Genomic DNA, 26,932 nt, shown 5'->3' with positions numbered 1-26,932 from the left:
GATCTGGCACCGGACGGGTCGGTATGCCCCTCACCCTAACCTCTCCCCGTAAAGAACTGGGAGAGGGGCTTTTTCAGCGCTCCCCGCCTACGGGCAAGGGTTGGGATGGCTGGCATGCAGCGTCGACACCGCCCGGTCCATCTCCTTGGTCCAGTCGATCTCGAACGCATCGATATTGTCCTTCAACTGCGCCATCGTGCTGGCCCCAATGATGGTTGAGGTCACAAACGGCCGGCTGTCGATGAACTTCAGCGCCAACTCGACCGGCCTCACCCCAACCAGGGCCGCAAGATCGACATAACGGTGCACCATCTCATCCCCGCCCGGACCTTCATAACGGTTCAGCCGCTGGAACAGCGTCTTGCGCGCCCCAGCCGGCAGGGCGCCGTGACGGTACTTGCCTGTCAGATAGCCCTGGGCCAGCGGCGAATAGGCCAGCAAACCGACATCCTCACGTAACGCCACCTCGGCCAGACCGTATTCGAAGGTCCGCGACACCAGGTTATAACAGTTCTGGATCGACGCCACCCGCGGCAACCCCGCCCGCTCGGCCAGACTCAGGAACTTCATCACCCCCCACGGACTTTCGTTCGACACGCCGATATGGCGGATGCGGCCGGCCTTCACATGATGCCCCAAGCTTTCCAGGATGGCCTGGAAATCCTCATAGTCGCCGTCATAGTCGTGATATTCATGGAACCCGAACCCGCTGTAGCGCCGGTCGGGCCAGTGAAGCTGATACAGGTCGATATAGTCGGTCCGCAGCCGCGTCAGCGACGCCTCGACCGCGGCGTCGATATGGTCGCGGGTATGGCGCGGGCCATTGCGGATCCACGTCATGCCGTCGGCCCGACCGGCGATCTTCGACGCCAAAACCACCTTGTCGCGGTTACCGCACGCAGCAAACCAGTTGCCGATAATGCGTTCGGTCGCGCCTTGGGTTTCCGGCCGCGGCGGGATGGCATAGACCTCGGCCGTATCGAAAAAATTGATGCCGCGCTCCAGGGCGTAGTCCATCTGCGCAAAGCCTTCGGCTTCGGTATTCTGGCTGCCGTACATCATGGTACCGAGGCAAACCCGCGAAACCTGGAGGCCAGTTCGGCCAAGCGGTGAATATTTCATACTGCCCTGTCCTCCATGGCTCGGTATAGCCCCTTGTCAGAAAACTGATCCACGACCATATTAGATGGCAACGCCGCGCGGGGATACACCCTGAGCGGCCCCACTTATTCACAGGGAATTGGTTCCTATGGCTGACTATGATCAATATGCCGGCTCGCGGCCAACCGTCGAGGACATGTCGAAAGACATGGGCTTGCGCAACTTCATGCTGGGCGTCTATGCCAAGCTGGCCATGGGCCTGCTGGTGACGGGCACCTTGGCGTGGGTGATTTCCAACGTTCCGGCGGTGCGTGACTATTTCTTTGTCATGCAGGGCGACCGGGTGACGAACCTGACCATGCTGGGCCAGATTGCGCGTTGGGCACCTCTGGTCATTATTCTCGCGACGATGTTTATCCGTACCTTCTCTCCGGCGACATCGGGTCTGTTGTACTGGACGATCGTGACACTGATCGGCGTGTCCGGTGCTATGTGGTTCCTGATCTATCAACTGGGCGATATCGCCAACATCTTCTTCATCACCGCGTCGGCCTTTGGGGCTTTGAGCCTCTACGGCTATACCACCAAGCGTAACCTGAGCGGTTGGGGTATCTTCCTGTTCATGGGCGCTTGGGGTGTGTTCATACTGATGCTCGGCAACGCCCTGTTCTTCCAGAACGAACTGTTCCGCGTCGCTATTGCGGCTATCGGCGTGCTGATCTTTGCCGCCTTCACAGCCTTTGACACGCAGAATCTGAAGATGAGCTACTACCAGATCGGCGGAAATCAGACCGCTATGGCCGTGGCGACCAATATCGGTGCGCTGAACTTCTACCTGAACTTCATCAACATGTTCCAACTGTTGCTGTCGATCTTCGGTGGTCGCCGCTAAGCCATCTGACAACTGAAAATCATGAACCCCGGACAGCGATGTCCGGGGTTTTTGCTTTCTTATCCTCCGCCGCTTTGCCTCCCGGCGAGGCTCGAGACGGAGGGGGGGGGGCGGCGTTCCAAGCTCCGCCCCCTTCCTAAATCACATCGAACTTCGTCTTATCGAGCACCGTCAACACCGGCCCCAGTTCCCGACCGCGTTTCAATATCATGCCCGCCTGGTTGAAGATGGCAAACGCCCCCTGGCGCCGCGACAGCGCGGGCCGTTTTTCAATCCGGTACAGCGGCGACTCATTGCTGCGGCGGAAGATGTTGAAGGTCACCGCATCGGGGAAGGTATCAATGGCGTAATCGCGCCAGTCGCCGGAGGCAACCTTGCGGCCATAGACGCGCAGGATCAGATCCAGTTCGCGGCGGTCGAAAAAGACAGGACCCTTGGCGGGCGTGGCGCCAGCGGCGCCGTAATCCTGAATACTCATGCGGTCTCGTCCACAGGCCAGACCCTAAGTAAGCGCCCGACACCCCTGATTTGGCAAGTAAAATCCGCGTTGTCCGAATCCTTATAAAGTGAGGTTCTGCGGCAACAGGCAAGAAATTTATTGGTCCCATAATGACCTTATTTCAGCCCTTTTGGGGCCGTGTTGGGCCGTCATATTGTGTGTGTCGGCCGAGGCGCTCCGTTCCTCCCTGAACAGCCCCCCCAGCCCCTGGAACTGGGCATCACCTCGGCCGGCAGACGTTTCTTCCCCTGAGAACAATCTTAAAAGCCGCTGCCTCACCGCAGCGGCTCTTTTTTTGATTTGGCAACCGGGCTAAGTTCGCGATCGAGGGGTATGTCATGCGAACACCGTATCTAAAAAATGTGCCGGGCGACTTCTACGTCGAGGACCAGTGCTGCGTGACTTGCAACATACCGTTAGATGTTGCGCCGGACCTGTTCACCATGGACGACCAGCAGTGCTATGTCAGCCGCCAGCCTCGAACGGCCGACGAACTGGACCGGACGCTGCGAGCCATGAACAATCAAGAACTCGACTGCATCCGCTACAGTGGGCAGGACCGGGAGATTGTTCGCCGGCTGGTCGAGAGCGGCGAAGGGTGCACCGTCGACAGCCTATTGACGAAGTTCTTTGTAGAACGCCTGCGCCACATCGCGCGGGTCACAGCCTCCTACGACTCCGCGTTGTCGTTCGTGACCGATTTGCTCGAAAAGCCGCGGGCCTTGCTGAACTATAAAGAAGAACCGTCCTACAAGTTCTCGCCGCTCATCGAATTCGAGGGTGGTATCTCGCTTCAGGTGTCCTGGTTCGAGGAAAACTGGCACACCCTGTCGGTCAGCCAGACATTTGACGGCGCATTTTTGTTTCGTCTCGAAGCGCTCTCTTCGGGGGGACATGGCTTTTCCCGTGGGGTTCATCATTGGCTAAGCGACCTGCCGGGCGTCTCGCACATCCGGTGGCTGAGCCAGGATGAATTTGATAAAGACCTTCCCGGCCAGCCGGCACCCTTCTGACAGCGTAAGACCTTCCCTTTTCCACGCGGTCGAAATGCGCTAATCCGCATGGACAAAAGGGGCCGACGTCATGACCGAAACCGCGAAACCGCTGAACTCCCCGGCCAAGGTGCTGTTCGCCAGCCTGATCGGCACGACGATCGAATTCTTTGACTTCTACGTCTATGCAACGGCGGCGGTCCTGGTCTTCCCGGCCCTGTTCTTCCCCAGCGCCGATCCCACCTCGGCCCTGCTCCAGTCGTTTGCCACCTTCTCGATCGCCTTCTTTGCCCGCCCGGTCGGTGCCCTCGTCTTTAGCCATTTCGGTGACCGGGTCGGTCGCAAGGCCACCCTGGTCGCCGCCCTGCTGACCATGGGCGTATCGACGGTGATCATCGGCCTGCTGCCGTCCTATGCCCAGGTCGGCGTATGGGCGCCGCTGCTTCTGGCCATCTGCCGTTTCGGACAGGGCTTCGGCCTCGGCGGAGAATGGGGCGGCGCCGTTCTGCTGGCCACCGAAAACGCCCCGCCGGGCAAGCGCTCCTGGTACGGCATGTTCCCGCAGTTGGGCGCGCCGGCCGGCCTGTTCCTGTCGTCGGGCGCCTTTTGGGTGCTGCTGCACTTCATGTCCCAGGATGACGTGCTGTCGTGGGGCTGGCGCATCCCGTTCATCGCCTCGATCCTGTTGATCGCGGTCGGGCTGTGGGTGCGGCTGTCGATCACCGAAACGCCGGAATTCCAGGGCGCCATCGACCGCCACGAACGCGTCTCCGTACCCGTGGTCGAACTTTTCCGCCGCCACAAACGCAGCCTCCTGCTGGGAACCTTTGTCGGCCTGGCAACCTTCGTCGTCTTCTATCTCGGCTCGGCCTGGCTGTTGTCCTACAACGTCAAGGTCCGCCACATGGCCTTCCTGGAGGCCCTGCAGATCCAGATCATCGGCGCCGTGGTCTTCGGCCTGTTCATCCCCGTCACAGCCCTGCTGGCGCAAAGGTTCGGCCGCCGCGAAACCCTGATCGGCGTCACCATCGCCATCGGCCTGTTCTCATTCCTGTTGCCAGTGCTGATGGGCGCCGGCGACAGCGGCATCTTCGCCTACGCCATGGGCTCGATGGTGCTGATCGGCATGACCTACGGCCTGATCGGCGCAGCTCTGGCGGCACCCTTCCCGGCCCGGGTGCGCTATACCGGCTCATCCCTGACGTTTAACATGGCCGGCATTTTCGGCGCGTCCCTGGCGCCCTATGCAGCGACCTGGCTTCAGGCCAACCACGGCCTGGCCTTTGTCGGCTACTACCTGCTGGCCTCGGCGGTGATTACGCTGATCTGCATCCTGCTGTCCGGAAAGGACGAGGTTTAAAACTGCTCATATAAAGATATCTTTATATCTTTATTGCATGCGCGCCCTCAGCCCGCTATAAGCCGGATCATATCTCATGCAACGGATCTCCATCATGCCCGCTCAACAAGATTTCATCGTCAAGGACCTGTCCCTCGCTGCCTGGGGCCGCAAGGAAATCGACATCGCCGAAGGCGAAATGCCCGGCCTGATGGCCACCCGCGCCGAATTCGGTAAGGACCAGCCGCTGAAGGGCGCCCGCATCGCCGGTTCGCTGCACATGACCATCCAGACGGCGGTTTTGATCGAAACCCTGCAGGCCCTGGGCGCCGAAGTCCGCTGGGCCTCGTGCAACATCTTCTCGACCCAGGACCACGCCGCCGCGGCCATCGCCGAAAAAGGCACGCCGGTCTTCGCCATCAAGGGCGAAACCCTGGAAGAATACTGGGACTACGCTCACCGGATCTTCGAATGGCCAAAATCTTCTGAAGAACCTGACGGCGGCTATCCGAACCTGATCCTGGACGACGGCGGCGACGCCACCCTGCTGTGCGTCCTGGGCCCCAAGGCGGAACAGGACGGCACGCTCCTCGACAATCCGCAGAACGAGGAAGAAGAAGCGCTCTACAAGGTGATGAAGCGCTACATCAAGGAAAAGCCCGGCTTCTATTCGGCCATCCGTGATTCCATCAAGGGCGTGTCGGAAGAAACCACCACCGGCGTTCACCGCCTGTACGCCATGGCGCAAAAGGGCGACCTGCCCTTCCCGGCGATCAACGTCAACGACTCGGTGACCAAGTCGAAGTTCGACAATCTGTATGGCTGCCGCGAATCCCTGGTCGACGCCATTCGCCGCGCCACCGACGTCATGCTGGCCGGCAAGGTCGCGGTCGTCCTGGGTTACGGCGACGTCGGCAAGGGTTCGGCCGCGAGCTTGCGTAACGGCGGCGCCCGCGTCATCGTCACCGAAATCGACCCGATCTGCGCCCTTCAGGCCGCCATGGAAGGCTACGAAGTCCGCACCGTCGAAGACGTGGCGTCGGCCGCCGACATCTTCGTCACGGCGACGGGCAACAAGGACGTGCTGCGCCTGGAACACATGCGCGCCATGAAACACAACGCCATCGTCTGCAACATCGGCCACTTCGATTCCGAGATCCAGATTTCGTCCCTGCGCAATTACAAGTGGGACGAGATCAAGCCGCAGGTCCACCACGTCGAATTCCCGGACGGCAAGAAGATCATCGTCCTGTCGGAAGGCCGCCTGGTCAACCTGGGCAATGCGACGGGTCACCCGTCCTTCGTCATGTCGGCCAGCTTCACCAACCAGACCCTGGCCCAGTTGGAGCTGTGGATCAACGGCAAGACCTATGAGAACAAGGTCTACACCCTGCCCAAGCACCTGGACGAAAAGGTCGCCCTGCTGCACCTGGAAAAGCTTGGTGCGAAACTGACGGTTCTGAATGCGGAGCAGGCCGACTATATCGGCGTGTCGGTCGAAGGCCCGTTCAAGCCGGAACACTATCGCTACTAAGACGACTCTGTCGGACGTGTCTGACACTTCGAAGATGGAACACGGAAAACACTGAGCGCCGCTTCGCGACGACCACTGAAGACACGGAATTCCGGTAGCTGAAACTCCCGCGCGGAGCGCTTTTCTATTACGATAATGGGAAGGCGCTTCGCGCGGATCAGCGTCGCATTTCAGTGCCTTTCCGTGCCGCCGCGCAGCGGCGTTTCGGTGCCTTCCGTGGTAACTCTTCTTGGCTTCCGGAAGCTCAACCGGTCAGGATTTCAGCTCTGCCGGTACCAACCCGCCGCGGTCTTCCAGTTCGCGCATGACCGCCGCGTACAGCGCCTCGTCGTCACCATTGTCGGCAACGTCCAGCTCCTCAGCCAAGGACCGCCGATTTTCCACCGTCGGATTGACGCCACACAACTTCAACAGGTCGGCGACAGAGCCCTGCCAATCGAGGTCCTTACCTTCGGCTTCGCGCGCCAGGATGGCCTCGATATCGACCTGGCCCAGCAACGGCACCAAGGGCGGCGACCCGAGTGGCGTCGACATGGTCGTTGCTGGCGCCAGAGCCATCGGCGCGATGATCGGCGGCGGGGTCTCCTGCTCGACGGTCGGCGCCTGGTAGCGCCGGCTGAAGATGAAGTCCTCGATCGCCTCGAAGACCGTGTCGTAAAAAACGGCCATATACTTAGTCCTTGAGTTCCGCCGGAACCTTGCCGCCGCTTTCCGACAGCTTGCGCATGACCTGCTTGTGCAGCCAGATGTTCATGGTCGCCGAGTCGCTCGTATCGCCGGTATAGCCCAGTTCCTTCGCCAGTTCCTTGCGGTTCTGCAGGCTGGAATCGATACCGGTCAGTTTCATCAGATCGACGATCGACTGACGCCAGTTCAGCTTTTGACCGTTGTCGGCGGCTTCACGGTCCAGGATGGCCGCGATATCGACCTGCTCATGGGGCGGGTCCAGCACGATGCTGGCCGAGGCCGGGTTGCCGACGGGCGCAGCCGGCGAAGCCTGGGCCGGGTTCTGGCGCGCCTGCGGCGCCGCCGGCTGGCCGTCGTCCTTGCCGATGTTGATGAATTTCTTCCCGAACAGGAAATCCTTGATGTTGCTGAAGATACCCATGGCTGCCTCCTGACATTGATGGTGCCGCCAGCTAACGAGTCGGGCCGTAAAAATGCGATGGGGGTCTTAAGACCGCGACTGCACGCTTTCGTGAATTTTGGCGTGAGTTTTGGCCTGAGTTTTGGCGTGAAGCCTGGTGTTAAAGCGCGGCGCGGTGTCCGACGCCAGGCGGTCGGCCATCTCGCGCACCCTTTGTTCGGCGCCGTTGATCAGGCCAGGGATCATCTCGGCCTCGGGCAGGTTCTTCCAGTACTTTTTGGGCATCTCGGTCTGCATCATCTTCACCTTCAACCGCGCCGGATTGAAAATATTGACAAAATAGGTCCGCCACAGCTCGTCCGTATCGTCACTGAGATCGGGCTTGTCCGCCGGCGCATCGTCACAGCGCAACGCTTCGCCATCCCACGCCGAACGGCCCATTGGCGTGGCGATCACCCAGTCCATGTCGGTAAACCGCCTTTGAAAGAAGGGCGCCGTGCGCGCGACAATATGGTGATCGGGCTCAAACCAGGCGACGAAGGCTCGGCGCGGACCATCCTGTGGCACCTCCTTGAAGCGCACAAAGGCGGTCATCTTGTGATAGTCCCGCCGCACCGACTTTTCCATCTTGCGCGCCCGGGCGACATCCGGGTCGGTCGGGATGTCGAGCAGATGCCGCTCGCCCTGCAACCGCCACAGGATCCGGTAGGCCAGAGCAAATCGCGCCGGATCGCTGTGACAGATCATGGCCTGCGCCAGGTCCAGAAACGCCTGGGGCACGGTGAGGCTACGGCTGATGTGCACTGTCGCCCCTCCCACCGCTTCGCGGTCCCCCTCCCCGTAAACGGGGCGGGAGAGCCATGGAAAAGTCCCTCTGACTTGCGCGTTGTCCAGTCGACATGTTGCGGCGCTATGCCGTGACGCAGCAGATCGCGCGCGGCGTCGCGCCATTCTTCGAAATTCCCCCGGCCCTTCAGTACGATGCGCATTCTACCCTCCTACAAAAGCTCCATCTGCTGTGGCGGCGGCGCGAACATGCCGCGCAGATCCACCCGGTCGATCAGCCGCGCCGGCGACCAACTGGCTGCGGTGACGAACGGCTTGACCTTCTTCAGCGACACCCGCAGCCGCCCGAGATCGTCCAGACCCAGCCGCTTGTGCGCCCGCGCCACCAGGATGGCGTCGACCGTCTTGGTACCGAACCCCGGCACCCGCAGCAGCATCTCGCGCTCGGCCTTATTGACATCGACCGGGAAGCGCGCGCGGTTTTCCAGCGCCCAGGACAGTTTTGGGTCAAGCTGCAGGTCCAGCATACCATCCACCCGCCCGGCGGTGATCTCGCCGATCTCGAAGCCGTAAAAACGGTACAGCCAGTCGGCCTGGTACAGCCGGTGCTCGCGCATTAGCGGCGGCTTGATCAGCGGCAACGACTTCGAGGAATCGGGGATCGGTGAAAAAGCCGAATAATAGACCCGCCGCAGCCGATACCGGTCATACAGGCCGGCACTGGTCCCCAGGATGGTCGCGTCCGATGCCGTGTCGGCGCCAATGATCATCTGGGTGCTCTGACCAGCCGGCACGAAGTGCTTTTTGCGCCTGGTTTGCAGGGTCAGCTCGGACGCGTCATCGATGGCGTTTTTGAGCTCACCCATCGACCGGCGGATGTTTTTCGGGTGTTTCTGCGGCGCGAATTTTTCAAACCCGGCATCGGTCGGCAGCTCGATATTGATCGACAGCCGGTCAGCGAACAACCCGGCCTCCTCGATCAGTTTCGTTGACGCCTCGGGAATGGTTTTAAGGTGAATATAACCGTTAAATCCGTGCTTTACCCGCAAATCCCGGGTGATACGCACCATCTGCTCCATAGTGTAATCAGAGTTACGGATGATCCCCGATGACAGGAACAGCCCCTCGATATAGTTGCGCCGGTAGAATTCCAAGGTCAGCCAGACCACCTCTTCAGGCGTGAACCGCGCCCGCTCAACATTGGACGACGACCGGTTGATACAGTAGGCGCAGTCATAGATGCAGAAGTTGGTCATCAGGATCTTGAGCAGCGAAATGCACCGCCCGTCCGGCGCATAGGCGTGACAGATACCCGACCCTTCGGTCGACCCGAGCCCGCCCTTGAGCGAATCCCGTTTTGACGTTCCAGACGAAGCGCACGACGCGTCGTACTTGGCGGCGTCGGACAGGATCGCCAGTCGTTGTTTCAGGGTCTTTTTCATATTTGTTCATGATATGTTCCACTGACTCACGAGTCAATCCATGTAAAAACGCCCGCTTCATCGAAGCGGGCGTTTTTCTGACAGTCTGGTTAAGAGATCAGTGCAGTTTGGCCTTGTCGGCCGACGTTTTCCTGGCGGAACGGGCCAGCATGTTCAGCCCTTCGACAAGGGCCGAGAAGGCCATGGCGGCATAGATATAGCCCTTGGGCACATGGACACCGAAGCCGTCGGCGATCAGAACCGTACCGATCATCAGCAGAAAGCCGAGCGCCAGCATGACCACGGTCGGGTTCTTTTCGATGAAGTGGGCCAGCGGGTCCGAAGCCAGCAGCATGACGAGGACGGCGAAGATGACGGCGATCATCATGACAGGCACATGATCGGTCATACCCACGGCCGTCAGGATCGAATCGACCGAGAAGACCAGGTCCAGCAGGATGATCTGAACGATCGCTGCGCCGGCGTTGTTAATGACGGCATTCTTGGCGTCCAGAACGTCGTGGGTCGGCGCGGGATCGACCGAGTGGTGGATCTCCTTCGTCGCCTTCCAGACCAGGAACAGGCCGCCGGCGATCAGGATCAGGTCACGCCATGAGAACGAGGTTTCGAACATGGGTTCGCCATGCTCGCCCACCGGGCCGACTAGGCCGAGATCGAACACCGGCGCGGTCAGGGCGACGATGAAACCGATCAGCGACAGCAGCGCCAGGCGCATGATTAGGGCCAGCCCGATACCAAGGCGGCGGGTGCGCTGACGGTCTTTTTCCGGCAGCTTATTGGACAGGATCGAAATGAAGACCAGGTTGTCGATACCCAGCACAACCTCCATGACGATAAGGGTGATCAGCGCCGCCCAGACGGCGGGATCGGCGAAAAGCGTAATTATGGAATCCATCGGTTGTCTTTCTGTTGGCAGCCGTTTGTTCTTAAATACGCGAACTGGCTTAGTTCTCAAGGCATAAACGGCAATGTGACTTCGTGACGGAATCGAGTTATTTTGTCGCACCCCGGCAGTGACCGATTCTTCATAATGCCGGACCTTCGTCGGTTGCGGTGCGGAAATCCCTATGCTAAGGAGCCCGCGGCCCGAGGCTGGGGAGGCGCTGAACCTGCGCCCGTGTTCCTGTGCCCGCCCGTTTTTTGAACCCTACGTGGACCTGATGAACGATCAATATCGACACACAGAAGCCGGTAACCGCTACGCCCGCGCGACCTTCGATCTGGCCCGTGAAAACCGGCTGCTGAATCACATCAACAAGGATATCGCGAAGCTGAAGGAATTGCTGCTGTCCTCGGCCGAGCTGCGCAACTTTGTTAGCTCGCAGGTCTATAAGTCTGACGTCAAACTGAAGGGCCTGACGGCCGTCACAGCGTCGCTCAAGCTGAACCCGATCACCAACAATCTGTTGGGCGTCCTGGCCGCCAATGGCCGCCTCAACCAGCTTTTTCCGGTCATCAACGCTTTCGAAAAGCTGTTTGCCGCCCATAGCGGTGTCGTCACCGCTGACGTGACCTCCGCGGTCGCCCTGACCGACGCGCAGCTGGACAGCCTGAAAACCACTCTGGCCCAGGCCCTGGGTCAATCCGCCGAGATCAACACCCGTGTCGATCCGGCTCTCCTGGGCGGGCTGAAAGTCCGCGTGGGCTCGCGTCTTTTCGACGCTTCGCTGAAGACCAAACTCGACTCCCTCAAATTCGCCCTTAAGAGAGCGTAACACTCATGGCTATCAACGCTGCCGAAATCTCGGCCATTCTCAAGCAACAAATCGCCGGTTTCGGCCAGGAAGCCGACGTCTCGGACGTCGGTCAGGTTCTGTCGGTTGGCGACGGTATCGCCCGTGTCTACGGCCTCGATAAGGTCCAGGCCGGTGAAATGGTGCTGTTCCCCAAGGCCGGCGTGAAGGGCATGGCCCTGAACCTGGAAAAGGACAATGTCGGTATCGTTATCTTCGGTGAAGACCGCGATATCTCGGAAGGCGATGAAGTCCGCCGTCTCGGCGAAATCGTCGACGTGCCGGTCGGCAAGGGCCTGCTGGGCCGCGTTGTCAACCCGCTGGGCGAGCCGATTGACGGCAAGGGCCCGATCGTCTCGACTGAGCGCCGCCGCGTCGACGTCAAGGCGCCGGGCATCATCCCGCGCAAATCGGTGCACGAGCCCGTGCAGACCGGCATCAAGGCCATCGACACCCTGATCCCGGTTGGCCGTGGCCAGCGCGAACTGATCATCGGTGACCGTCAGACCGGCAAGACCGCTGTCGCCATCGACGCCATCCTGAACCAGAAGTCGGTCAATGCCGGCGACGACGAAAAAGCCAAGCTCTACTGCATCTACGTCGCCATCGGCCAGAAGCGTTCGACCGTCGCCCAGATCGTCAAGGCTCTGGAAGAAAACGGCGCGCTGGAATACACCATCATCGTCTCGGCTACCGCGTCGGAACCCGCCCCGCTGCAATTCCTGGCACCGTTCGCCGGCTGCGCCATGGGCGAATATTTCCGCGATAACGGCATGCACGCCCTGATCATCTATGATGACTTGTCCAAGCAGGCCGTCGCCTACCGTCAGATGTCCCTGCTGCTGCGCCGTCCGCCGGGCCGCGAAGCCTATCCGGGCGACGTCTTCTACCTGCACTCCCGCCTGCTGGAACGTGCCGCCAAGCTGAACGAAGACAACGGCTCCGGCTCGCTGACCGCCCTGCCGATCATCGAAACCCAGGCCAACGACGTGTCGGCCTACATCCCGACCAACGTGATCTCGATCACCGACGGCCAGATCTTCCTCGAAACCGACCTGTTCTTCCAGGGCATCCGCCCGGCCGTGAACGTCGGCTTGTCGGTGTCGCGCGTCGGCTCGTCGGCCCAGATCAAGGCCATGAAGCAGGTTGCCGGCGCCATCAAGGGCGACCTGGCCCAGTATCGTGAAATGGCCGCCTTCGCCAAGTTCGGTTCGGACCTCGACGCCGCCACCCAGCGCCTGCTGGCTCGTGGTGCGCGCCTGACCGAACTGCTGAAGCAGCCGCAATATTCGCCGCTGAAGGTTGAAGAGCAGGTTGCGGTGATCTACGCCGGTACCCGCGGTTACCTCGACAAGGTCGCGGTGGGTGACGTCCGCCGCTACGAAAAGGAACTGCTGTCCCTGCTGCGCACCCGTCACGTCGATCTGCTGAGCGCCATCCGCGACCAGAAGGCCCTTTCGGCCGAGCTGGAAGACAAGCTCAAGACGGTCGTCACCGACTTCACCGCCAGCTTCGCCTGAGCCTAGGAAAGAGAATAACCCTCCATGGCTAGCTTGAAGGACATGCGCAATCAGATCGGAAGCGTGAAAGCCACGCAGAAGATCACGAAAGCGATGCAGATGGTGGCGGCCGCCAAGCTGCGCAAAGCTCAGGACTCGGCTCAGAACGCCCGTCCCTATGCGCAGAAGATGGCGGCAGTCATTGCCAACCTTGCCAAAGGCATCACCGGCGACAGTGCTCCGGCCATGCTGGTCGGCACCGGCTCCCAGCACAGCCAGCTGGTCGTCGTTGCCACCGGTGACCGCGGCCTGGCCGGCGGCTTCAACACCGCCATCGTCCGCGCCGCCCGCGACTATATCGCCACCCAGCTGAAAGCGGGCCGCAACGTCCGTATCATCACGATCGGCCGCAAGGCCCGCGACCAGCTGAAGCGCAACTTTGCCGATCGCATCGTCGAATCCTACGAGGCCGGCAACAAGGCGCCGAACCTGGACATCGTCCGGCCGATCTCGGAAAAGATCGCCGCCGAGTTCAATGACGGCCGCGCCGATGTCGTTACCCTGTTCTACTCGCGCTTCCAGTCGGTCATCAGCCAGGTCCCGACCTCCAAGCGTCTGATCCCGGCCGATATCGACCTCAGCGCTGCCCAGGAAACCGGCGGCGCCGTTTATGACTATGAGCCGTCCGAGGAGGAAATCCTCGAGGTTCTGCTGCCGCGCAACCTGTCGGTTCAGATCCTGTCGTCGATGCTGGAAAACAATGCCGGTTTCTATGCCGCCCAGATGAGCGCCATGGACAATGCCACGCGCAACGCCGGCGAAATGATCAACGCGCTTACGCTCAAATACAACCGTTCACGTCAGGCCCAGATTACCAAGGAGTTGATCGAAATCATCTCCGGTGCCGAAGCCCTGTAAGGAAACCCAATGTCCGCTCCGCAAAAAATCTCCGTGGCCACGGGCCGCATCTCCCAGATCATCGGCGCCGTCGTCGACGTCGAGTTCGATGGCGCCCTGCCGTCGATCCTCAACGCGCTGGAAACCACCAATACCGCCTCCGGCACGCGCCTGGTTCTGGAAGTCGCCCAGCACCTGGGTGAAAACACCGTCCGCACCATCGCCATGGACGCCACCGAAGGCCTGGTTCGTGGTCAGCCGGTGAAGGACCTGGGCATGCCGATCACCGTTCCGGTCGGTCCTGCCACGCTCGGCCGCATCATGAACGTTATCGGTGAGCCGATCGACGAAGCCGGTCCGATCGAAACCACCTTCTTCAACCCGATCCACGCCGACGCCCCGGCCTTTGCCGATCAGGCGACCTCGGCCGAGCTGCTGGTCACCGGCATCAAGGTCATCGACCTGATCTGCCCGTACGCCAAGGGCGGCAAGGTCGGCCTGTTCGGCGGCGCCGGCGTCGGCAAGACCGTGACGATCCAGGAACTGATCAACAACATCGCCAAGGCCTACGGCGGTTATTCGGTGTTCGCCGGCGTCGGTGAACGTACCCGCGAAGGTAACGACCTGTATCACGAAATGATCGAGTCGAACGTGAACCAAAAGGGCGGTGGCGGCACGTCGCGCTGTACCCTGGTTTACGGCCAGATGAACGAGCCTCCCGGCGCCCGCGCCCGCGTCGCCCTGACCGGCCTGGCCCAGGCCGAATATTTCCGCGACGTCGAAGGCAAGGACGTTCTGTTCTTCGTCGACAACATCTTCCGCTTTACCCAGGCCGGTTCCGAAGTGTCGGCTCTGCTGGGCCGTATTCCGTCGGCCGTGGGTTATCAGCCGACCCTGGCCACCGAAATGGGCCGTCTACAGGAACGCATCACCTCGACCAACAAGGGCTCGATCACCTCGGTTCAGGCCGTGTACGTCCCGGCTGACGACCTGACCGACCCGGCCCCCGCCAACTCCTTCGCCCACCTGGACGCCACCACCGTTCTGTCGCGTTCGATCGCCGAACAGGGCATCTACCCTGCCGTGGACCCGCTGGACTCGACCTCGCGGATCCTCGACCCGCGCGTCGTCGGCCAGGAACACTACGACACCGCCACCCGCGTTCAGGAAATCCTGCAGCAGTACAAGGCGCTGAAGGACATCATCGCCATCCTGGGCATGGACGAACTGTCGGAAGAAGACAAGTCGACCGTCGCCCGCGCCCGCAAGATCCAGCGCTTCATGTCGCAGCCCTTCCACGTCGCCGAAATCTTCACCGGCACGCCGGGCGTGCTGATGTCGATCGAAGACACCATCAAGGGCTTCAAGGGCATCGCCAACGGTGACTACGACCACCTGCCGGAAGCCGCCTTCTACATGGTCGGCACCATCGAGGACGCCATCGCCAAGGCTGAACGCCTGGCGGGCGAAGGCAAGTAATGGCCGAGAAACTGCACGTATCGCTGGTCACGCCCGAAGCCAAGCTGTTCGAAGGTGAAGTCGATCAGGTGGTGGCACCGGGTTCCGAAGGTGAATTCGGTGTCCTGGCCAACCATTCGCCCTTCATGACCACCCTGGCCGAAGGCCCGGTGGTCATCTTGGACGGCACCAGCAAGCGCGTCTTTCAGGTGCGCGGCGGCTTTGCCGACGTCAGCGAGGACGGTATGACCATCCTGGCCGAATCGGCTGAGGAATATCTCGAAACGGTCCACTGAGCCGGTTCGATGTGAGATGAGAAGCCCTCCGGTTCGGTCCGGAGGGCTTTTTTATATGTTTGTGGTGGCAGAAAGTTCGTAAAGGGTTGTCCACAGATAAGCCAGATAAGCCAGATGATCAGCGTTTTCAGCCAGCTATGACGTGCTCGGATCATCTGGCTTATCTGGCTTATCTGTGGATCAAAAAACCGGCGGTGCGGCCGCCCGTCTGCGTGTCAAAGTGCGCCTATCAGGAACGTCCGCGTGTCCTCGAACAAGGCGCCCTTCTTGCGGAACGGTACCGAATAGACCGCCGCTGTGTCCTGGTGGTTCAGGCCGTCGTACAGTTTCAAGGTTACATCGGTGCCAGCGTCACGCAGTTTCTTCTCCAGATTGACCGCGTTGTGCACGCCGACCACTATATCGGCACGGCTTTGCAGCAGCAGGAATTTCGTCGCCACCTTGCGCGCATAGGTGATGGGCTGGGTCTCCTCCGGCCTTGCCCACTTGCCAAAAGCGTTGATCGAGGCAGGAACATCGAACGGATAGAAATCATAAGGCCCGGCAATGCCGACACAGGCGTTGATCGTGCTTTCCGGCAGGTAGCGCGGATCTAGGGCCATCATTGCCGCCGCGTAGCCGCCGGCCGATTGACCGATCGTGCCAAGGCGGGCACCATCGCCGCCGTAATCCGCCGCATGGGCCAGGACGTGTTTCACCGCCGCCGCATTGTCTTCGAGAAAGACGGGATACAGCACGTCGGGCACCAGGCGATAGTCAGGGACGGCGACGACATATCCCATCGACGCCAGGGCATGCCCCATCCAGCCATAGTCGTCTTTCGACCCGCTGTTCCAACCACCGCCATAGAAGAAAACCAGCACCGGCAAACCGGTCTTGCCGGCCGGTGCATAGACGTCGTAGCGCTGGCGTGGATCGTCTCCGAAGGCGACATCACGGGCCACCCTGCGGACACCACCGTCCTTGGGGGTAAAGCGGTTGAACAGGCTTAAGGTATTGCACCCTGCCAGAAAGGCTCCGACGCCAACGGCCAACAGACTGCGTTTGCTCAAACTCATCCCCGAAGACTGCCGCTGACACTGATACTGGACCGCGCCGTCGGCGGCTTCGGTTTCAATGTGATGCCCTTCAGCGCAATCAGCAAGGCCTCCCAGTGAATTCCTGCGACCACTTTCAAGGTCACCAGCGGCATGGCGAAGAACAGTCGTAACAGGTTGCGATCGCTCAGATCCTGGCGGCGGGCGGAGAATCCGGCGAACAGCATATCGCGCTCACCCTGACGCAGGTTGATCTTCAGGGCGAAACGCGCTTCCGGCGCGATCAGGTCGAAGTCGTAGGTCATGTCCTTCATATCCATGAAGGGCGAGACGTGCAGGCGCTTGTCGCTGTGCTGGCGGATCGGGCCATCACCATGGACCGGGAGAACATAGGAATGGCGGTCGCCGAAGGTGTTGTTGACCTCGTAGACGACCGTTGTGACTCGACCGTCGCGGACCGCGAAATAGAGGCTGATCGGATTGAAGACAAATCCCAGGACACGCGGCATGGCCATCAGGAACAATCGATCACCGTCCCTGTACAGACCGCGCTCAGCCAGCATAGTCCGCATACGGACATTCAGCGGCGCCTCGCGGCTCTCGGCCTGGTTTGGGCCGTGGTCGCGGTCGTAAAAGCCGAACAGATTGAAGCGGTTGCGCGACATCAGACGCGGCAGATCGTCGAGCCGGTCGAGGTCGAGCAGGACCTGAAAGATATGGTAGCGCAGCCGATGCACCCGCGGCGCGAAACGCTCGTGCACCACATCACCGGCGTACAGGCACGGTGTCATTCGGCCGCCTCCAGAATGTCCGCCGTCGCCCACGGATTGTAACGGATGCGGCTCTTGCTCCAGTCGACATCCCATGGCCGGGCAACCCCGGTGATGGCTTCGGCCACGGCCAGTCCCGATTGCAGACCGTCTTCGTGGAAGCCTGAGCCGAAATAGGCCCCGCAGAACCAGGTCCGATTGCCGCCCTGAAGCGCCGCCAGGTCGTTCTGGGCGGCGATGGCCTGCGCATTGAACAGCGGATGCTCGAACGTGATGCGCTTGATGATCCGATCCGGATCAATGGCGTGGGTCGGGTTCAGGGTGACGAAATAGTTGCGCTCGGTCTTCAGCACCTGAAGGAGGTTCATCCAATAGGTGACGCAAAGCTGTTGTTCGTTGCCGGCGTCGCGCTCGCCACGATAGTTCCACGCCGACCAGGCGCCGCGCCGGTTGGGCATGAAGCCGGCATCGGTGTGCAAGACGACCTCGTTGGCGGTATAGGAAAAGGCACCCAGGGTACGTTGCTCGTCGGGGGAGGCGTCGCTCAGAATCTTCAATGTGACATCGGCATGGGTCGCGAACACCACCTCGTCAAAGACATGCGTCGCGCCGTGGACGTCGGTGAGAACCACCCCCTGGCCGCTGCGCCGGGCCGCCACAATGGCGCTGTCGGTCCGGATACGGTCCCGGAAAGGCGCGATCAGCTTTTGCAGATAGGCCTGAGCGCCGCCCACCACGCTGCGCCACAGAATGCGATCGGTGATCTTCAGCAAGCCATGATTTTCGAAGAAGGCGATGAAGGCCCGGAACGGATAGTCCATGATCTGGCGCGCCGAGGTCGACCAGATGGCCGCCGCCTGGGGCAGCAGGTGATCGTCGATAAAGGCACGACCGTAATTGCGATCGCGCAGATAATCGCCCAGGCGATAGCCCTCACGCGCCAGGGCCGCCAGATCCTTGGGGGCCTCGCGATAGAAGCGCACCACATCCAGCAGTAAGCTCAGGAACCGCGGACGGAACAGGTTGCGGCGCTGGGCGAACAGGCCTTTGAGGCCGATGGAGCCGTATTCCAGCGACCCGGCATCGACACTGACGCCGAACGACATGTCGGTCAGTTGATGGTCAACGCCGAGATGATCGAACAGGGCAACCAGGTTGGGATAGCAGGGCGCGTTAAAGACGATAAAGCCCATATCGATCCAAAGTGGGGCCTGCGGCGTGCCGACATTGACCGAGTGGCTGTGACCGCCCGGCTGATCGCTGCTTTCGAAGACCGTGACATCACAATGAGGATGGAGGTGCCAGGCCGCCGACAGGCCGGCAATGCCCGATCCGACCACGGCGATCCGCCGGCGGGCGCCAGGCTGCAAGGGAGCGCGGCGCGAGGCGGATTGGCTGTCGATCAGATCATGCATGGTCAAGGTTCGCCCGATGTACAGTTGCAAGACACCTTACGCGGGCGCGTGAAGGCCGGATCACCGTCGGGCGGGCAAATTATTCGCCGGCCGGCATGATCCACTGCTTTGCCCTCTGCGTAAACTCCCCAGAATTTCGGCTGAACGTCCCGTATGGCCGGACAGGTTTTTAAACGAAAATGCGCCTTGATCGTGCCCACAACCTTGTTACGCTGATGCCCATGAAGGATGACGGCCTGGGCCCGGTTATACAGACTCCCGAAGCGTTGATTTTGCGTATCGCGCAGTCGCGTGACCGGCAGGCCTATGCCCAGTTGTTCGCCCGCTTCGCCCCCAAGCTGAAGGCCTTCGTCATGGGCCAGGGCATGACGGCCGCGGAGGCCGAGGACTTGGCTCAGGATGTTTTGCTGAAGGTATGGCGCAAGGCCGAGATGTTCGATCCGTCCAAGGCGACGGCCGTGACCTGGATCTATTCGATTGCCCGCAATCTGCGCATCGATGCGGCGCGCAAGGCCAAGCGGGTACGTGAGTTGCCGGAGGATCTGTGGCAGTCGGAACCCGCCCGGGCCGCCGATCAGGTCCTGAGCGACGCGCAGTCGGCCCAGAGCCTGACGGGGCTGATCGCGACCCTGCCGGAAGAACAGAAAACCATCCTGCGCATGTCTTTTTACGAAGACCTGTCGCACGGCGATATCGCCAAGGCCCTGGCCCTGCCTTTGGGCACGGTCAAGTCGCGCCTGCGCCTGGCCATGACGCGGTTGAAAGCCGCCATGGCGGCCCTAGTACCTGGAGACCGCGTATGAGTAGCCCCAATCACCACCCCGGAGACGATCTTCTGTGGGACTATCACCGCGGCGCCCTGGCCCCCGGCCTGGCCCTTGCCGTACGAACCCATGCTGAGACATGTGCCCATTGCCGCAGCGACTTCAAGCTGTTCGACGCCATGGGCGGCGCCATGCTGGAAGAGATGGAGGGCGTGGCCATGTCGGACAATGCGCTCGACCTGGCCCTGGCGCGTATCGAACGTCCGGAGACGGATGAGGTCGTCGCACCTCCTCACCTGCCGGCTTTCCTCGAAGGTTTTGAACTTCCGGAGTCCCTGAAATCTGTAAAGATCAAGGACCGCTACTGGGCGGCGCCGGGCGTGTGGATGGCGCCGATCGTGCTGGAGGGCGCGCCGAAGGCGCAGAAGACCTACCTGATGTCGGTTAGGTCCGGATTGCAGATGCCGGAGCATACTCACCGCGGGCGTGAAATCACGGTCATGCTTCGTGGCCGGTTCCGCGATCACAAGGGGTCTTACGGGCCGGGCGACTTTGCCATGTGCGACGAAAGCGACCAGCGCCATACGCCGGCGATGGAAGGCGACGACGACTGCCTGTGCCTGGTCTTCCAGGAGGGGCCGATCGTGCCGCAAAGTTTCGTTGCCTGGATGTTGCAGCCGTTTGCGGGGATCTGAGGCATGAAGTTCGGCATCACGTACGCAGCGGCTCTGGTTATTCTGCTGGCGCTGGATTTTATCTGGCTAAGCAACGCGGCGGGCGTTCTTTATAAGCCGAATATGGCCGGGCTCATGCGTGACAAGCCTGACTTCGTTGCCGCGGGCGTGTTTTATGCGCTGTATACCTTCGGCCTGGTGTGGCTCGTGCTGCTTCCGGCTTTGTCGGGTGTGGTGAACTGGGTCGACCTGGCGTTTCGCTGTGCGCTGTTCGGACTGGTGGCCTATGCGACCTATAACCTGACGGGATTGTCAGTGATCAACGGCTGGTCCTTGAAGCTGAGCCTGATCGACATGGCGTGGGGGAGTTTCGTCACCTTGGCCACAGGTTTAGGCACAGTGTTTTTGGTCAAGATGATGGGGCGGTAGGAGACCTAACCCTCACCATGTAATAGCGTTTGCCAGAGCGCTTAACAGTCTGCCAGTCGTTCCAGCGCGATCCGCAGCGTCAGACACGCCCACTTGACGGCCAGGTATCTACGCCTCACGCTGCCGGCCATGACGCATCTCCCCTTGCTCGCCTTCGCCCTGGCCTTGCTGGCATCGCCTTCCGCCGCCGAAACCGTGCAGCCTGTCGCCGGTCAGGGCTGGTGGGCGTTTAGCCCACCCGAAGACAGGTTCGACCCGGCGTCAAAGCTGGACCTGCGCTATCTCAACGAAGCCTATGCCGGTGAGCACGGATTTATCCGGCTCAGCGAGGATGGTGAAAGCTTTGTCCGCGCCGACGGGGAGGCCATCCGCTTCTGGGGCGGGACGGTATCGGCCGAGGGCAGCCACGAGGATATCGACCGCATGGCGCGCTTCCTGGCCAAGCGCGGCGTCAATATGGTCCGCTGGCACGGCAACCTGGCGCCCACCGACCGGCGCGATTCGCAGATCACCGACATCAACGAAAAAGCCCTCGACCAGCTTTTTTACCTTATCGCTGCCATGAAAAAGGAGGGCATCTACGTCACCGTCTCGCCCTACTGGGCCTTTTTCGACCGCATGCACGACGACAGCGGCGCCCGCACCCAGCCCAACTGGCCGCTGCCGCGCAACCCGGAAGCCAACAGCACAACCGGCCTGCTGTTCTATGATCCGTTGATGATAGAGGCCTATCGTAGTTGGATGGACGCCCTGTTCCTGCGTGAAAATCCCTACACCGGCAAGGCCCTTCGCGAAGAACCCGCCGTCGCCGTTTTCCAGATCCAGAACGAAGACTCGCTGCTGTTCTGGACCTTCAACACCATCCAGGGCGCCGACCGCGACCAGCTCGAACAGGAATTCGGCGACTGGCTGAAGCAAAAATACGCCACGCTCGAAGCCGCCAAGACGGCCTGGGACGGCGCCGAGGCCACAGGCGCGCCGAGTCCCGACCGACCGGACAAGGGCATGATGGCCCTGCCCAATATCTACGAACTGACGCAAGGACAGCCCGTGGGTGGTCTCGGTAAACGCGATGCCGACACCACTGAATTCCTTACCCGCACCATGTACCGCTTCAATCGCGGCATGCAGCACTGGCTGCGCTATGAACTGGCAGTGACCAGTTTGATCAATGCCGGCAACTGGCGCACGGCCAGCATGGAGCGGCTGAACGACGCCGAGCGCTACAGCTACACGTCGACCGATATCATTGCCGTCAACCGCTATGTCACAGGACGCCACGAAAGCGACACGGCCGGCTGGGCGATCAAAACCGGCGACCGCTACACCGACGTCTCGACCCTGACCGATCCGGGCAGCTTCCCGTTGGCGGTCAAGCAACCCACCGGACACCCGATGATGGTGACAGAATCGTTGTGGGTGCCGCCGACGGCCTATGAAAGCGAGGCGCCCTTTCTGATCTCGGCCATGCAGTCGATCGCCGGCGTCGACGCCTACTACTGGTTTCATCTCGGCGGCAAGGGCGCCTGGGATCAGCCCCGCAGCGCCAACGGCTACATGCCCTCGATCGGCAAATGGATCGCCAACTCGCCCATGACCCTGGGCCAGTTTCCGGCCGCCGCCCTGATCTATCGCCAGGGCTATATCGACCCGGCGCCGGTGGCAGTTTCCGAACACCGTACCCTCGACGAACTGTGGCGGCGTGACGTCTCGCTGATCGCCGAAGAGGGCGGCTTCGATCCCAACCGCGACGGCGTACCCTATGCCAAAGGCGGCGCCGGAACCGTGTCGCCCCTCGCCTTTCTGACCGGACCGGTCAAGGTCACCTACGCCTCCACGGCAAATGACAATGTCATTGACCTGGCAAAGCAGATGAAGCCCGGCGCCGTGACCAGCCTGGGCGGAGCGCTGATTTGGAACTACGCTGACGGGATCGCCCGGTTAGACACCCCCAAAGCCCAGGGCGTCAGCGGTTTTCTCAGCAAGCAGCGCGAATTTGCCTTGAGCGATGTCGAAATCGTTTCGGACAACGCTTACGCCACCGTGCTGGTCGCCAGCCTCGACGGGATGCCCCTGCGCGCGAGCCGCAAGGTGCTGATCCAGGTTGGCACCCAGGCCCGGCCGACGGGCTGGGTCGATACGGACGCCACATGGACCGATCCCGACGGCAAGACGGTCACGGGCCGCCAGGTCGCCAACCATGGCGGCGCGCCGTGGCTGGTCGCCGACAGTCAGTTCAGCATCCGTCTGACCAATCGTAGCCTGAAGCGGGCAACCTTACTGGACGCCAACGGCATGGCCAGCGGTACGGTCGAAATGGCGTCGGCCGCCAATGGACCCCGTATTACGCTGCCGGTGAACAGCTTGTATATTTTGCTCGAGCCCTAAATATCAGCCTTAGCAAATGGGTCAGGCTGAGCCGAAAAAGGCTGGTTTCGAGAACCGGAGCGGAGCGTACGCTTGTACGTGAGCACCGGAAGCGGAGAAACTGGCCTTTTGCAGGCCAGCATCACCCATTTGCCTTAGGCTTGCATCGTCCAGCCTTCGACACCCATAGCCGCCTGGCGGACGGCTTCGGAACGCGTCGGGTGCGGGTGGCAGACGCGCGCCAGGTCTTCCGAGGCACCCGAAAACGCCATCAGCACGCAGGCTTCACCGATGAGCTCACCGGCCTGCGGGCCCATCATATGCACACCCAGAACCTTGTCGGTCTTGGCGTCGGCGATGAACTTCACGAAGCCGTCGGTCTCATGGTTGATCTTGGCGCGGCTGTTGGCCATGAAGGGGAACTTGCCGGTCTTGTAAGCGATACCCGACGCCTTGACCTGATCCTCGGTCTGGCCGACCCAGGCCACTTCCGGCGCGGTATAGACCACCGACGGCACTAGGTTGTAGTCGACGTGACCCGCCTTGCCGGCGATCAGTTCGATACAGGCAACCGCGTCTTCTTCCGCCTTGTGGGCGAGCATCGGTCCCAGGATGACGTCGCCGATGGCCCAGACGCCCGGCGCCGAGGTCTTGAAGTGGTTGGTCGGAATGAAGCCGCGCGGATCGGTGGCGACGCCGACCGTATCCAAGCCCAGGCCGTGGGTAAAGGGACGGCGGCCGATGGCCACCAGCACAACATCGGCCGACAGCTTTTCTGCGGCGCCACCGGCGGAGGGTTCCAGTGTCAGCTCGACGCCCTTGGCGCCCGGCACCGCGCCGGTCACCTTGGTGCCCAGCTTGAAGGTGATGCCTTGCTTTTCCAGTGAACGGCGGAAGGCGGTGGCGAGTTCGGTGTCCATGCCCGGCGTGATGCGGTCGAGGAACTCAACCACGGTCACCTGGGCGCCCAGACGGCGCCATACCGAGCCCAGTTCCAGGCCGATAATGCCGGCGCCGATGACCACCAGCGACTTAGGGACCGCCGGCAGCGACAGGGCGCCGGTGGAATCGACGATCGTTTTCTGGTCGACCGGCACGCCCGGCAGCGGGGTCGGTTCCGAACCGGTGGCAATGACGATATTCTTGGTGGTCAGCGACTGGCTCGAGCCGTCATTGGCGGTCACGGTGACCTTACCGGCGGCGGCGATCGAGCCCTTACCGATGAAGTAGGTGACCTTGTTCTTCTTCATCAGGAATTCGACGCCCTTGGTCAGGGCGGTGACGCTGTCCTGCTTGGACTTCATCATCTGGACCAGGTTCAGCTTGGGCGCCGGAACCTCGATGCCGATGGAGGCGAATTCGGTCGTGGTGGCTTCGAACAGTTCCGAGGCGTGCAGCAGGGCCTTCGATGGCATGCAGCCGACGTTCAGGCAGGTGCCGCCCAGAATGCCGCGCGATTCGACGATGGCGGTCTTCAGGCCCAGTTGACCGGCGCGGATCGCCGCGTTGTAGCCGCCCGGACCACCGCCGATGATCACCACGTCGAAATTCAGTTCGTCAGCCATGTTGGGCCCTTCCCCATCAAGGATAAATGCTGCCCGTGAGTTAGGAGTGTGACGCCGTAAGGTCAAGCCAATTACGGCCAGCAAGGCACTTTTTTAGGCCGGAAGGGCGCCCGATATCCGCGGTTGCGGGCGGCGGCGCGACATGTAGATCAGGAAGCCCAGCACCAGCGCCACCAGGGTGATGACATAGCGCGGATCCCAACCCGACAGGATGGAGAAAACCTTGTCCATAATACCACCGCCGGCCGAGCCGTTGGTGAGATAGGTCAGCACTAAATCGGCGACAAAGCCCAGCAGATAGGTGAAGGCAGCGCGGACATTTCCGTTGGCGTGCAGCCAGGCGGCGACCAGGTACAGGAAGATGACCGCACCCCAAAGCCCGACGACCGGTGTGTTCTGGGTGGCGACGGCTTCGACCGCCGTTTCCCCCTGTATGGAATTCATGTCGGGCGCGCCCTGGGTCAAGTCGGACGTGTCGTTGAAGCCGCCGGAGTAATCCGACTGATCCATGGTGCGCGACGCGATGGTCGGCTCGCCGTGGTCCGGGAACAGGAAGGCCTTGGCGACCGGGAAAGCGATCCAGGCGGCATAGGCCACAACGATGGCGACCAGAAACCAACGTACGTACTTCATGATCCCGTCCCTCTTACGATTATGGTTAAGTCCATAGTAACCGATCGGAAGCGAACCGTCAAAAAGGCGCTATTCGATCAGCTCTTCGTCGCTTGGCTCTTCCAGTTGCGTCAAAACCGCAGCCGGGTTCTCTGCCATGGTCCCCAGAACACCGAGATTCTGGCGGGCAAAATCCGCCGTCTGGTTGAAGAAGGCCTTACCGCCGCAGGCCAGAATGCCATTCTTGTAGCTAACGACGTAGGTCCGCGCCGCGGTCTCCTGAGCCTTGGCAAACTGGTCCTGCGTCAGCTTGGTCGCCGCGATATCGACCTTCTGGACCTTTTCCATGCGCGCAAACGCAAAGGCGGTCTGAGCACACGTTGTCGAGGCATTGACCACGCCGGACTTGAGCACCAGTTCGCGGTCCAGGTTCAGCTTTTCGCTGTCTTCGTCGAAGCGCTGTGGCAGGTAGAAGCCCATGGTCCCGGCCGGCGAGTCCGCAGCGCCCAGCGGCTGTTCCATCTGGGTGCGATTATTTTTGCGGCCGACGTGCTTGGCCAGATAGATCCAGAATTCCGACTGATCCAGCATGGCGTCTTCGTCGAACTGGATATCGAACTTGTCGCGTGACGTCAGGAAGATGTCGAGGAGTTGGCGGAAGCCGCCTTTCAGCTTTTCCTTTTCACCGGGCGAAAGCTGCGATGACACGGATGGACGCCCCAGGTCGAGGGCCAGTCCATAGCGAAGCATGGCTTCCGGATGTTGAACGTCCGCCAGCTTCAGCAAGTCCAGCATCGGCGTCGTCATCGCTGCCTGGATATGTTCCTGGCCCTTGACCGCGTCCTTTTGCGTGTAGGTCGCCTTGTTGTTGAGCTCTTTCTTGCGCCCGGCGGCGAGGGCGGAACTGCCGCCGGAAAACGCAACGGCGACCAGGCACCAACCAAGGAAACGAGAAATTTTCACTGTAAGCCCCTGAGCTCTTAATTATTTCGAATAGTCTAATTGATCATCCGTGATGGCGCCATAGCAAAAGGCCCGCCGGGGAACCGACGGGCCTGAAGTTCGAATTGTGTGACTTTTTAGCCGTTTAGACTTCCAGCACGAAGCGCTGCGGGTCTTCCAGGCCGTCTTTGACGCGAACCAGGAAGGTCACGGCTTCCTTGCCGTCGACGATACGGTGATCGTAGGACAGGGCCAGGTACATCATCGGACGGACCACGACCTGACCATTGACGACCATGGCGCGGTCCTTGATGGCGTGCATGCCCAGGATACCGACCTGCGGCATGTTCAGGATCGGGGTCGACATCAGTGAGCCGTAAATGCCGCCGTTGGTGATGGTGAAGGTACCGCCCTGGAGCTGATCCAGCGACAGAGTGCCGTCACGCGCCTGCTTGCCCAGCGCGCCAATACCCTTTTCGATCCCGGCCAGGGACAGGGTGTCGACATCGCGCAGCACCGGCACGACCAGGCCCTTTTCAGTGCCGACGGCGACGCCCAGGTCGTAGTGGTTCTTGTAGATGATGTCGCCGCCTTCGATTTCGGCGTTCAGCGCCGGAATATCCTTCAGCGCCGCGACCACGGCCTTGGCGAAGAACGACATGAAGCCGAGCTTGACACCATGACGCTTTTCAAAGGCGTCCTTGTAGGCGTTGCGGACATTCATGATGGTCGACATGTCGACTTCATTGAAGGTCGTCAGCTGGGCAGCGGTGTTCTGCGATTCCTTCAGGCGGCGGGCGAT

Annotated in this window: 27 protein-coding genes; 13 read left to right on the top strand and 14 right to left on the bottom strand. The window is 61.2% G+C overall.

Features of this window, described 5'->3' with window-relative positions:
- Window positions 1-87: 87 nt before the first annotated feature.
- Window positions 88-1,122, bottom strand: coding sequence for an aldo/keto reductase (locus ABI_RS02760; RefSeq protein ID WP_006271297.1), 1,035 nt, complete (start codon window positions 1,120-1,122; stop codon window positions 88-90).
- Window positions 1,123-1,249: 127 nt separating this feature from the next.
- Here ABI_RS02760 and ABI_RS02755 point away from each other — a divergent pair, with 127 nt between their 5' ends.
- Window positions 1,250-1,993, top strand: a complete 744-nt coding sequence (locus ABI_RS02755; protein WP_006271296.1) for a Bax inhibitor-1/YccA family protein — start codon at window positions 1,250-1,252, stop codon at window positions 1,991-1,993.
- Between the two features lie 136 nt (window positions 1,994-2,129).
- Here ABI_RS02755 and ABI_RS02750 read toward each other — a convergent pair whose 3' ends face one another.
- Window positions 2,130-2,471 (bottom strand): DUF2794 domain-containing protein, encoded by a 342-nt coding sequence (locus tag ABI_RS02750; protein ID WP_006271295.1) that lies wholly within the window; start codon window positions 2,469-2,471, stop codon window positions 2,130-2,132.
- 359 nt (window positions 2,472-2,830) lie between these two features.
- Here ABI_RS02750 and ABI_RS02745 point away from each other — a divergent pair, with 359 nt between their 5' ends.
- From ABI_RS02745 to ahcY, 3 genes are all read left to right on the top strand, one after another.
- Window positions 2,831-3,505, top strand: coding sequence for a ferredoxin (locus tag ABI_RS02745; protein ID WP_006271294.1), 675 nt, complete (start codon window positions 2,831-2,833; stop codon window positions 3,503-3,505).
- A 70-nt stretch (window positions 3,506-3,575) separates the two neighbouring features.
- Complete coding sequence (locus tag ABI_RS02740; RefSeq protein WP_006271293.1) at window positions 3,576-4,844, top strand: MFS transporter; 1,269 nt, start codon at window positions 3,576-3,578, stop codon at window positions 4,842-4,844.
- A gap of 94 nt (window positions 4,845-4,938) precedes the next feature.
- The gene (gene ahcY, locus ABI_RS02735; protein ID WP_006271292.1) at window positions 4,939-6,357 is read left to right on the top strand and encodes an adenosylhomocysteinase; all 1,419 of its coding nucleotides are present in this window, start codon (window positions 4,939-4,941) and stop codon (window positions 6,355-6,357) included.
- Between the two features lie 252 nt (window positions 6,358-6,609).
- Here the strand turns inward: ahcY and ABI_RS02730 are convergent, their stop codons facing one another.
- From ABI_RS02730 to ABI_RS02710, 5 genes are all read right to left on the bottom strand, one after another.
- On the bottom strand, window positions 6,610-7,026 hold the full coding sequence (locus ABI_RS02730) for a DUF3597 family protein (RefSeq protein ID WP_006271291.1): 417 nt from the start codon (window positions 7,024-7,026) through the stop codon (window positions 6,610-6,612).
- Window positions 7,027-7,030: 4 nt separating this feature from the next.
- Window positions 7,031-7,465: a DUF3597 domain-containing protein gene (locus ABI_RS02725; protein ID WP_006271290.1), complete on the bottom strand. Its 435-nt coding sequence runs from the start codon at window positions 7,463-7,465 to the stop codon at window positions 7,031-7,033.
- 66 nt (window positions 7,466-7,531) lie between these two features.
- Window positions 7,532-8,248, bottom strand: a complete 717-nt coding sequence (locus ABI_RS02720; RefSeq protein ID WP_006271289.1) for a TIGR03915 family putative DNA repair protein — start codon at window positions 8,246-8,248, stop codon at window positions 7,532-7,534.
- Window positions 8,249-8,442: 194 nt separating this feature from the next.
- Window positions 8,443-9,672: a putative DNA modification/repair radical SAM protein gene (locus ABI_RS02715; RefSeq protein ID WP_006271287.1), complete on the bottom strand. Its 1,230-nt coding sequence runs from the start codon at window positions 9,670-9,672 to the stop codon at window positions 8,443-8,445.
- 97 nt (window positions 9,673-9,769) lie between these two features.
- Complete coding sequence (locus ABI_RS02710; protein ID WP_006271286.1) at window positions 9,770-10,567, bottom strand: TerC family protein; 798 nt, start codon at window positions 10,565-10,567, stop codon at window positions 9,770-9,772.
- 265 nt (window positions 10,568-10,832) lie between these two features.
- Here ABI_RS02710 and ABI_RS02705 point away from each other — a divergent pair, with 265 nt between their 5' ends.
- The 5 genes from ABI_RS02705 to ABI_RS02685 are packed head-to-tail and all read left to right on the top strand — an operon-like array spanning window position 10,833 to window position 15,555.
- Window positions 10,833-11,387, top strand: coding sequence for a F0F1 ATP synthase subunit delta (locus ABI_RS02705; protein WP_040308867.1), 555 nt, complete (start codon window positions 10,833-10,835; stop codon window positions 11,385-11,387).
- Between the two features lie 5 nt (window positions 11,388-11,392).
- Window positions 11,393-12,925, top strand: coding sequence for a F0F1 ATP synthase subunit alpha (atpA, locus tag ABI_RS02700; RefSeq protein WP_006271284.1), 1,533 nt, complete (start codon window positions 11,393-11,395; stop codon window positions 12,923-12,925).
- Window positions 12,926-12,949: 24 nt separating this feature from the next.
- Window positions 12,950-13,822 carry a F0F1 ATP synthase subunit gamma gene (locus tag ABI_RS02695; protein WP_040308518.1) on the top strand — a complete coding sequence of 291 codons (873 nt, stop codon included), beginning with the start codon at window positions 12,950-12,952 and terminating at the stop codon, window positions 13,820-13,822.
- A gap of 9 nt (window positions 13,823-13,831) precedes the next feature.
- Window positions 13,832-15,280, top strand: coding sequence for a F0F1 ATP synthase subunit beta (gene atpD, locus ABI_RS02690; RefSeq protein ID WP_006271282.1), 1,449 nt, complete (start codon window positions 13,832-13,834; stop codon window positions 15,278-15,280).
- Complete coding sequence (locus ABI_RS02685) at window positions 15,280-15,555, top strand: ATP synthase F1 subunit epsilon (RefSeq protein ID WP_006271281.1); 276 nt, start codon at window positions 15,280-15,282, stop codon at window positions 15,553-15,555. Before atpD ends, ABI_RS02685 begins: the two co-directional genes overlap by 1 nt.
- A 215-nt stretch (window positions 15,556-15,770) precedes the next feature.
- Here ABI_RS02685 and ABI_RS02680 read toward each other — a convergent pair whose 3' ends face one another.
- From ABI_RS02680 to ABI_RS02670, 3 genes are read right to left on the bottom strand one after another with little or no spacing between them, the layout of a single operon-like run.
- The gene (locus ABI_RS02680; protein ID WP_006271280.1) at window positions 15,771-16,613 is read right to left on the bottom strand and encodes an alpha/beta hydrolase; all 843 of its coding nucleotides are present in this window, start codon (window positions 16,611-16,613) and stop codon (window positions 15,771-15,773) included.
- A complete protein-coding gene (locus tag ABI_RS02675; RefSeq protein WP_006271279.1) occupies window positions 16,610-17,383 on the bottom strand; it encodes a DUF1365 domain-containing protein in 774 nt (257 codons plus the stop codon). Before ABI_RS02675 ends, ABI_RS02680 begins: the two co-directional genes overlap by 4 nt.
- Entirely contained in the window at window positions 17,380-18,777 is a 1,398-nt protein-coding gene (locus tag ABI_RS02670; RefSeq protein ID WP_006271278.1) for an NAD(P)/FAD-dependent oxidoreductase, read from the bottom strand. The genes ABI_RS02675 and ABI_RS02670 overlap by 4 nt, the downstream gene beginning before the upstream one ends.
- A gap of 179 nt (window positions 18,778-18,956) precedes the next feature.
- Here ABI_RS02670 and ABI_RS02665 point away from each other — a divergent pair, with 179 nt between their 5' ends.
- From ABI_RS02665 to ABI_RS02650, 4 genes are all read left to right on the top strand, one after another.
- A complete protein-coding gene (locus tag ABI_RS02665) occupies window positions 18,957-19,580 on the top strand; it encodes a sigma-70 family RNA polymerase sigma factor (RefSeq protein ID WP_245531281.1) in 624 nt (207 codons plus the stop codon).
- Complete coding sequence (locus tag ABI_RS02660) at window positions 19,577-20,236, top strand: ChrR family anti-sigma-E factor (protein ID WP_006271276.1); 660 nt, start codon at window positions 19,577-19,579, stop codon at window positions 20,234-20,236. The genes ABI_RS02665 and ABI_RS02660 overlap by 4 nt, the downstream gene beginning before the upstream one ends.
- A gap of 3 nt (window positions 20,237-20,239) precedes the next feature.
- Window positions 20,240-20,644, top strand: a complete 405-nt coding sequence (locus ABI_RS02655) for a DUF2177 family protein (RefSeq protein ID WP_006271275.1) — start codon at window positions 20,240-20,242, stop codon at window positions 20,642-20,644.
- 129 nt (window positions 20,645-20,773) lie between these two features.
- Entirely contained in the window at window positions 20,774-23,032 is a 2,259-nt protein-coding gene (locus tag ABI_RS02650) for a hypothetical protein (RefSeq protein WP_006271274.1), read from the top strand.
- Window positions 23,033-23,166: 134 nt separating this feature from the next.
- On the opposite strand, the gene lpdA is transcribed toward ABI_RS02650, so the two are convergent.
- From lpdA to sucB, 4 genes are all read right to left on the bottom strand, one after another.
- Window positions 23,167-24,576 (bottom strand): dihydrolipoyl dehydrogenase, encoded by a 1,410-nt coding sequence (gene lpdA / locus ABI_RS02645; protein ID WP_006271273.1) that lies wholly within the window; start codon window positions 24,574-24,576, stop codon window positions 23,167-23,169.
- Window positions 24,577-24,669: 93 nt separating this feature from the next.
- A complete protein-coding gene (locus ABI_RS02640; protein ID WP_006271272.1) occupies window positions 24,670-25,209 on the bottom strand; it encodes a hypothetical protein in 540 nt (179 codons plus the stop codon).
- Between the two features lie 69 nt (window positions 25,210-25,278).
- Window positions 25,279-26,151, bottom strand: coding sequence for a hypothetical protein (locus tag ABI_RS02635; RefSeq protein WP_006271271.1), 873 nt, complete (start codon window positions 26,149-26,151; stop codon window positions 25,279-25,281).
- A 124-nt stretch (window positions 26,152-26,275) separates the two neighbouring features.
- A partial coding sequence (sucB, locus tag ABI_RS02630) for a dihydrolipoyllysine-residue succinyltransferase (RefSeq protein WP_040308517.1) occupies window positions 26,276-26,932 on the bottom strand: 657 nt, incomplete at its 5' end.

The sequence above is a fragment of the Asticcacaulis biprosthecium C19 genome (genome assembly GCF_000204015.1).
GTDB lineage: Bacteria > Pseudomonadota > Alphaproteobacteria > Caulobacterales > Caulobacteraceae > Asticcacaulis > Asticcacaulis biprosthecius.
The sequence above is the reverse complement of the archived record's forward strand: the minus strand, read 5'-3'. Positions and strand labels throughout refer to the sequence as shown.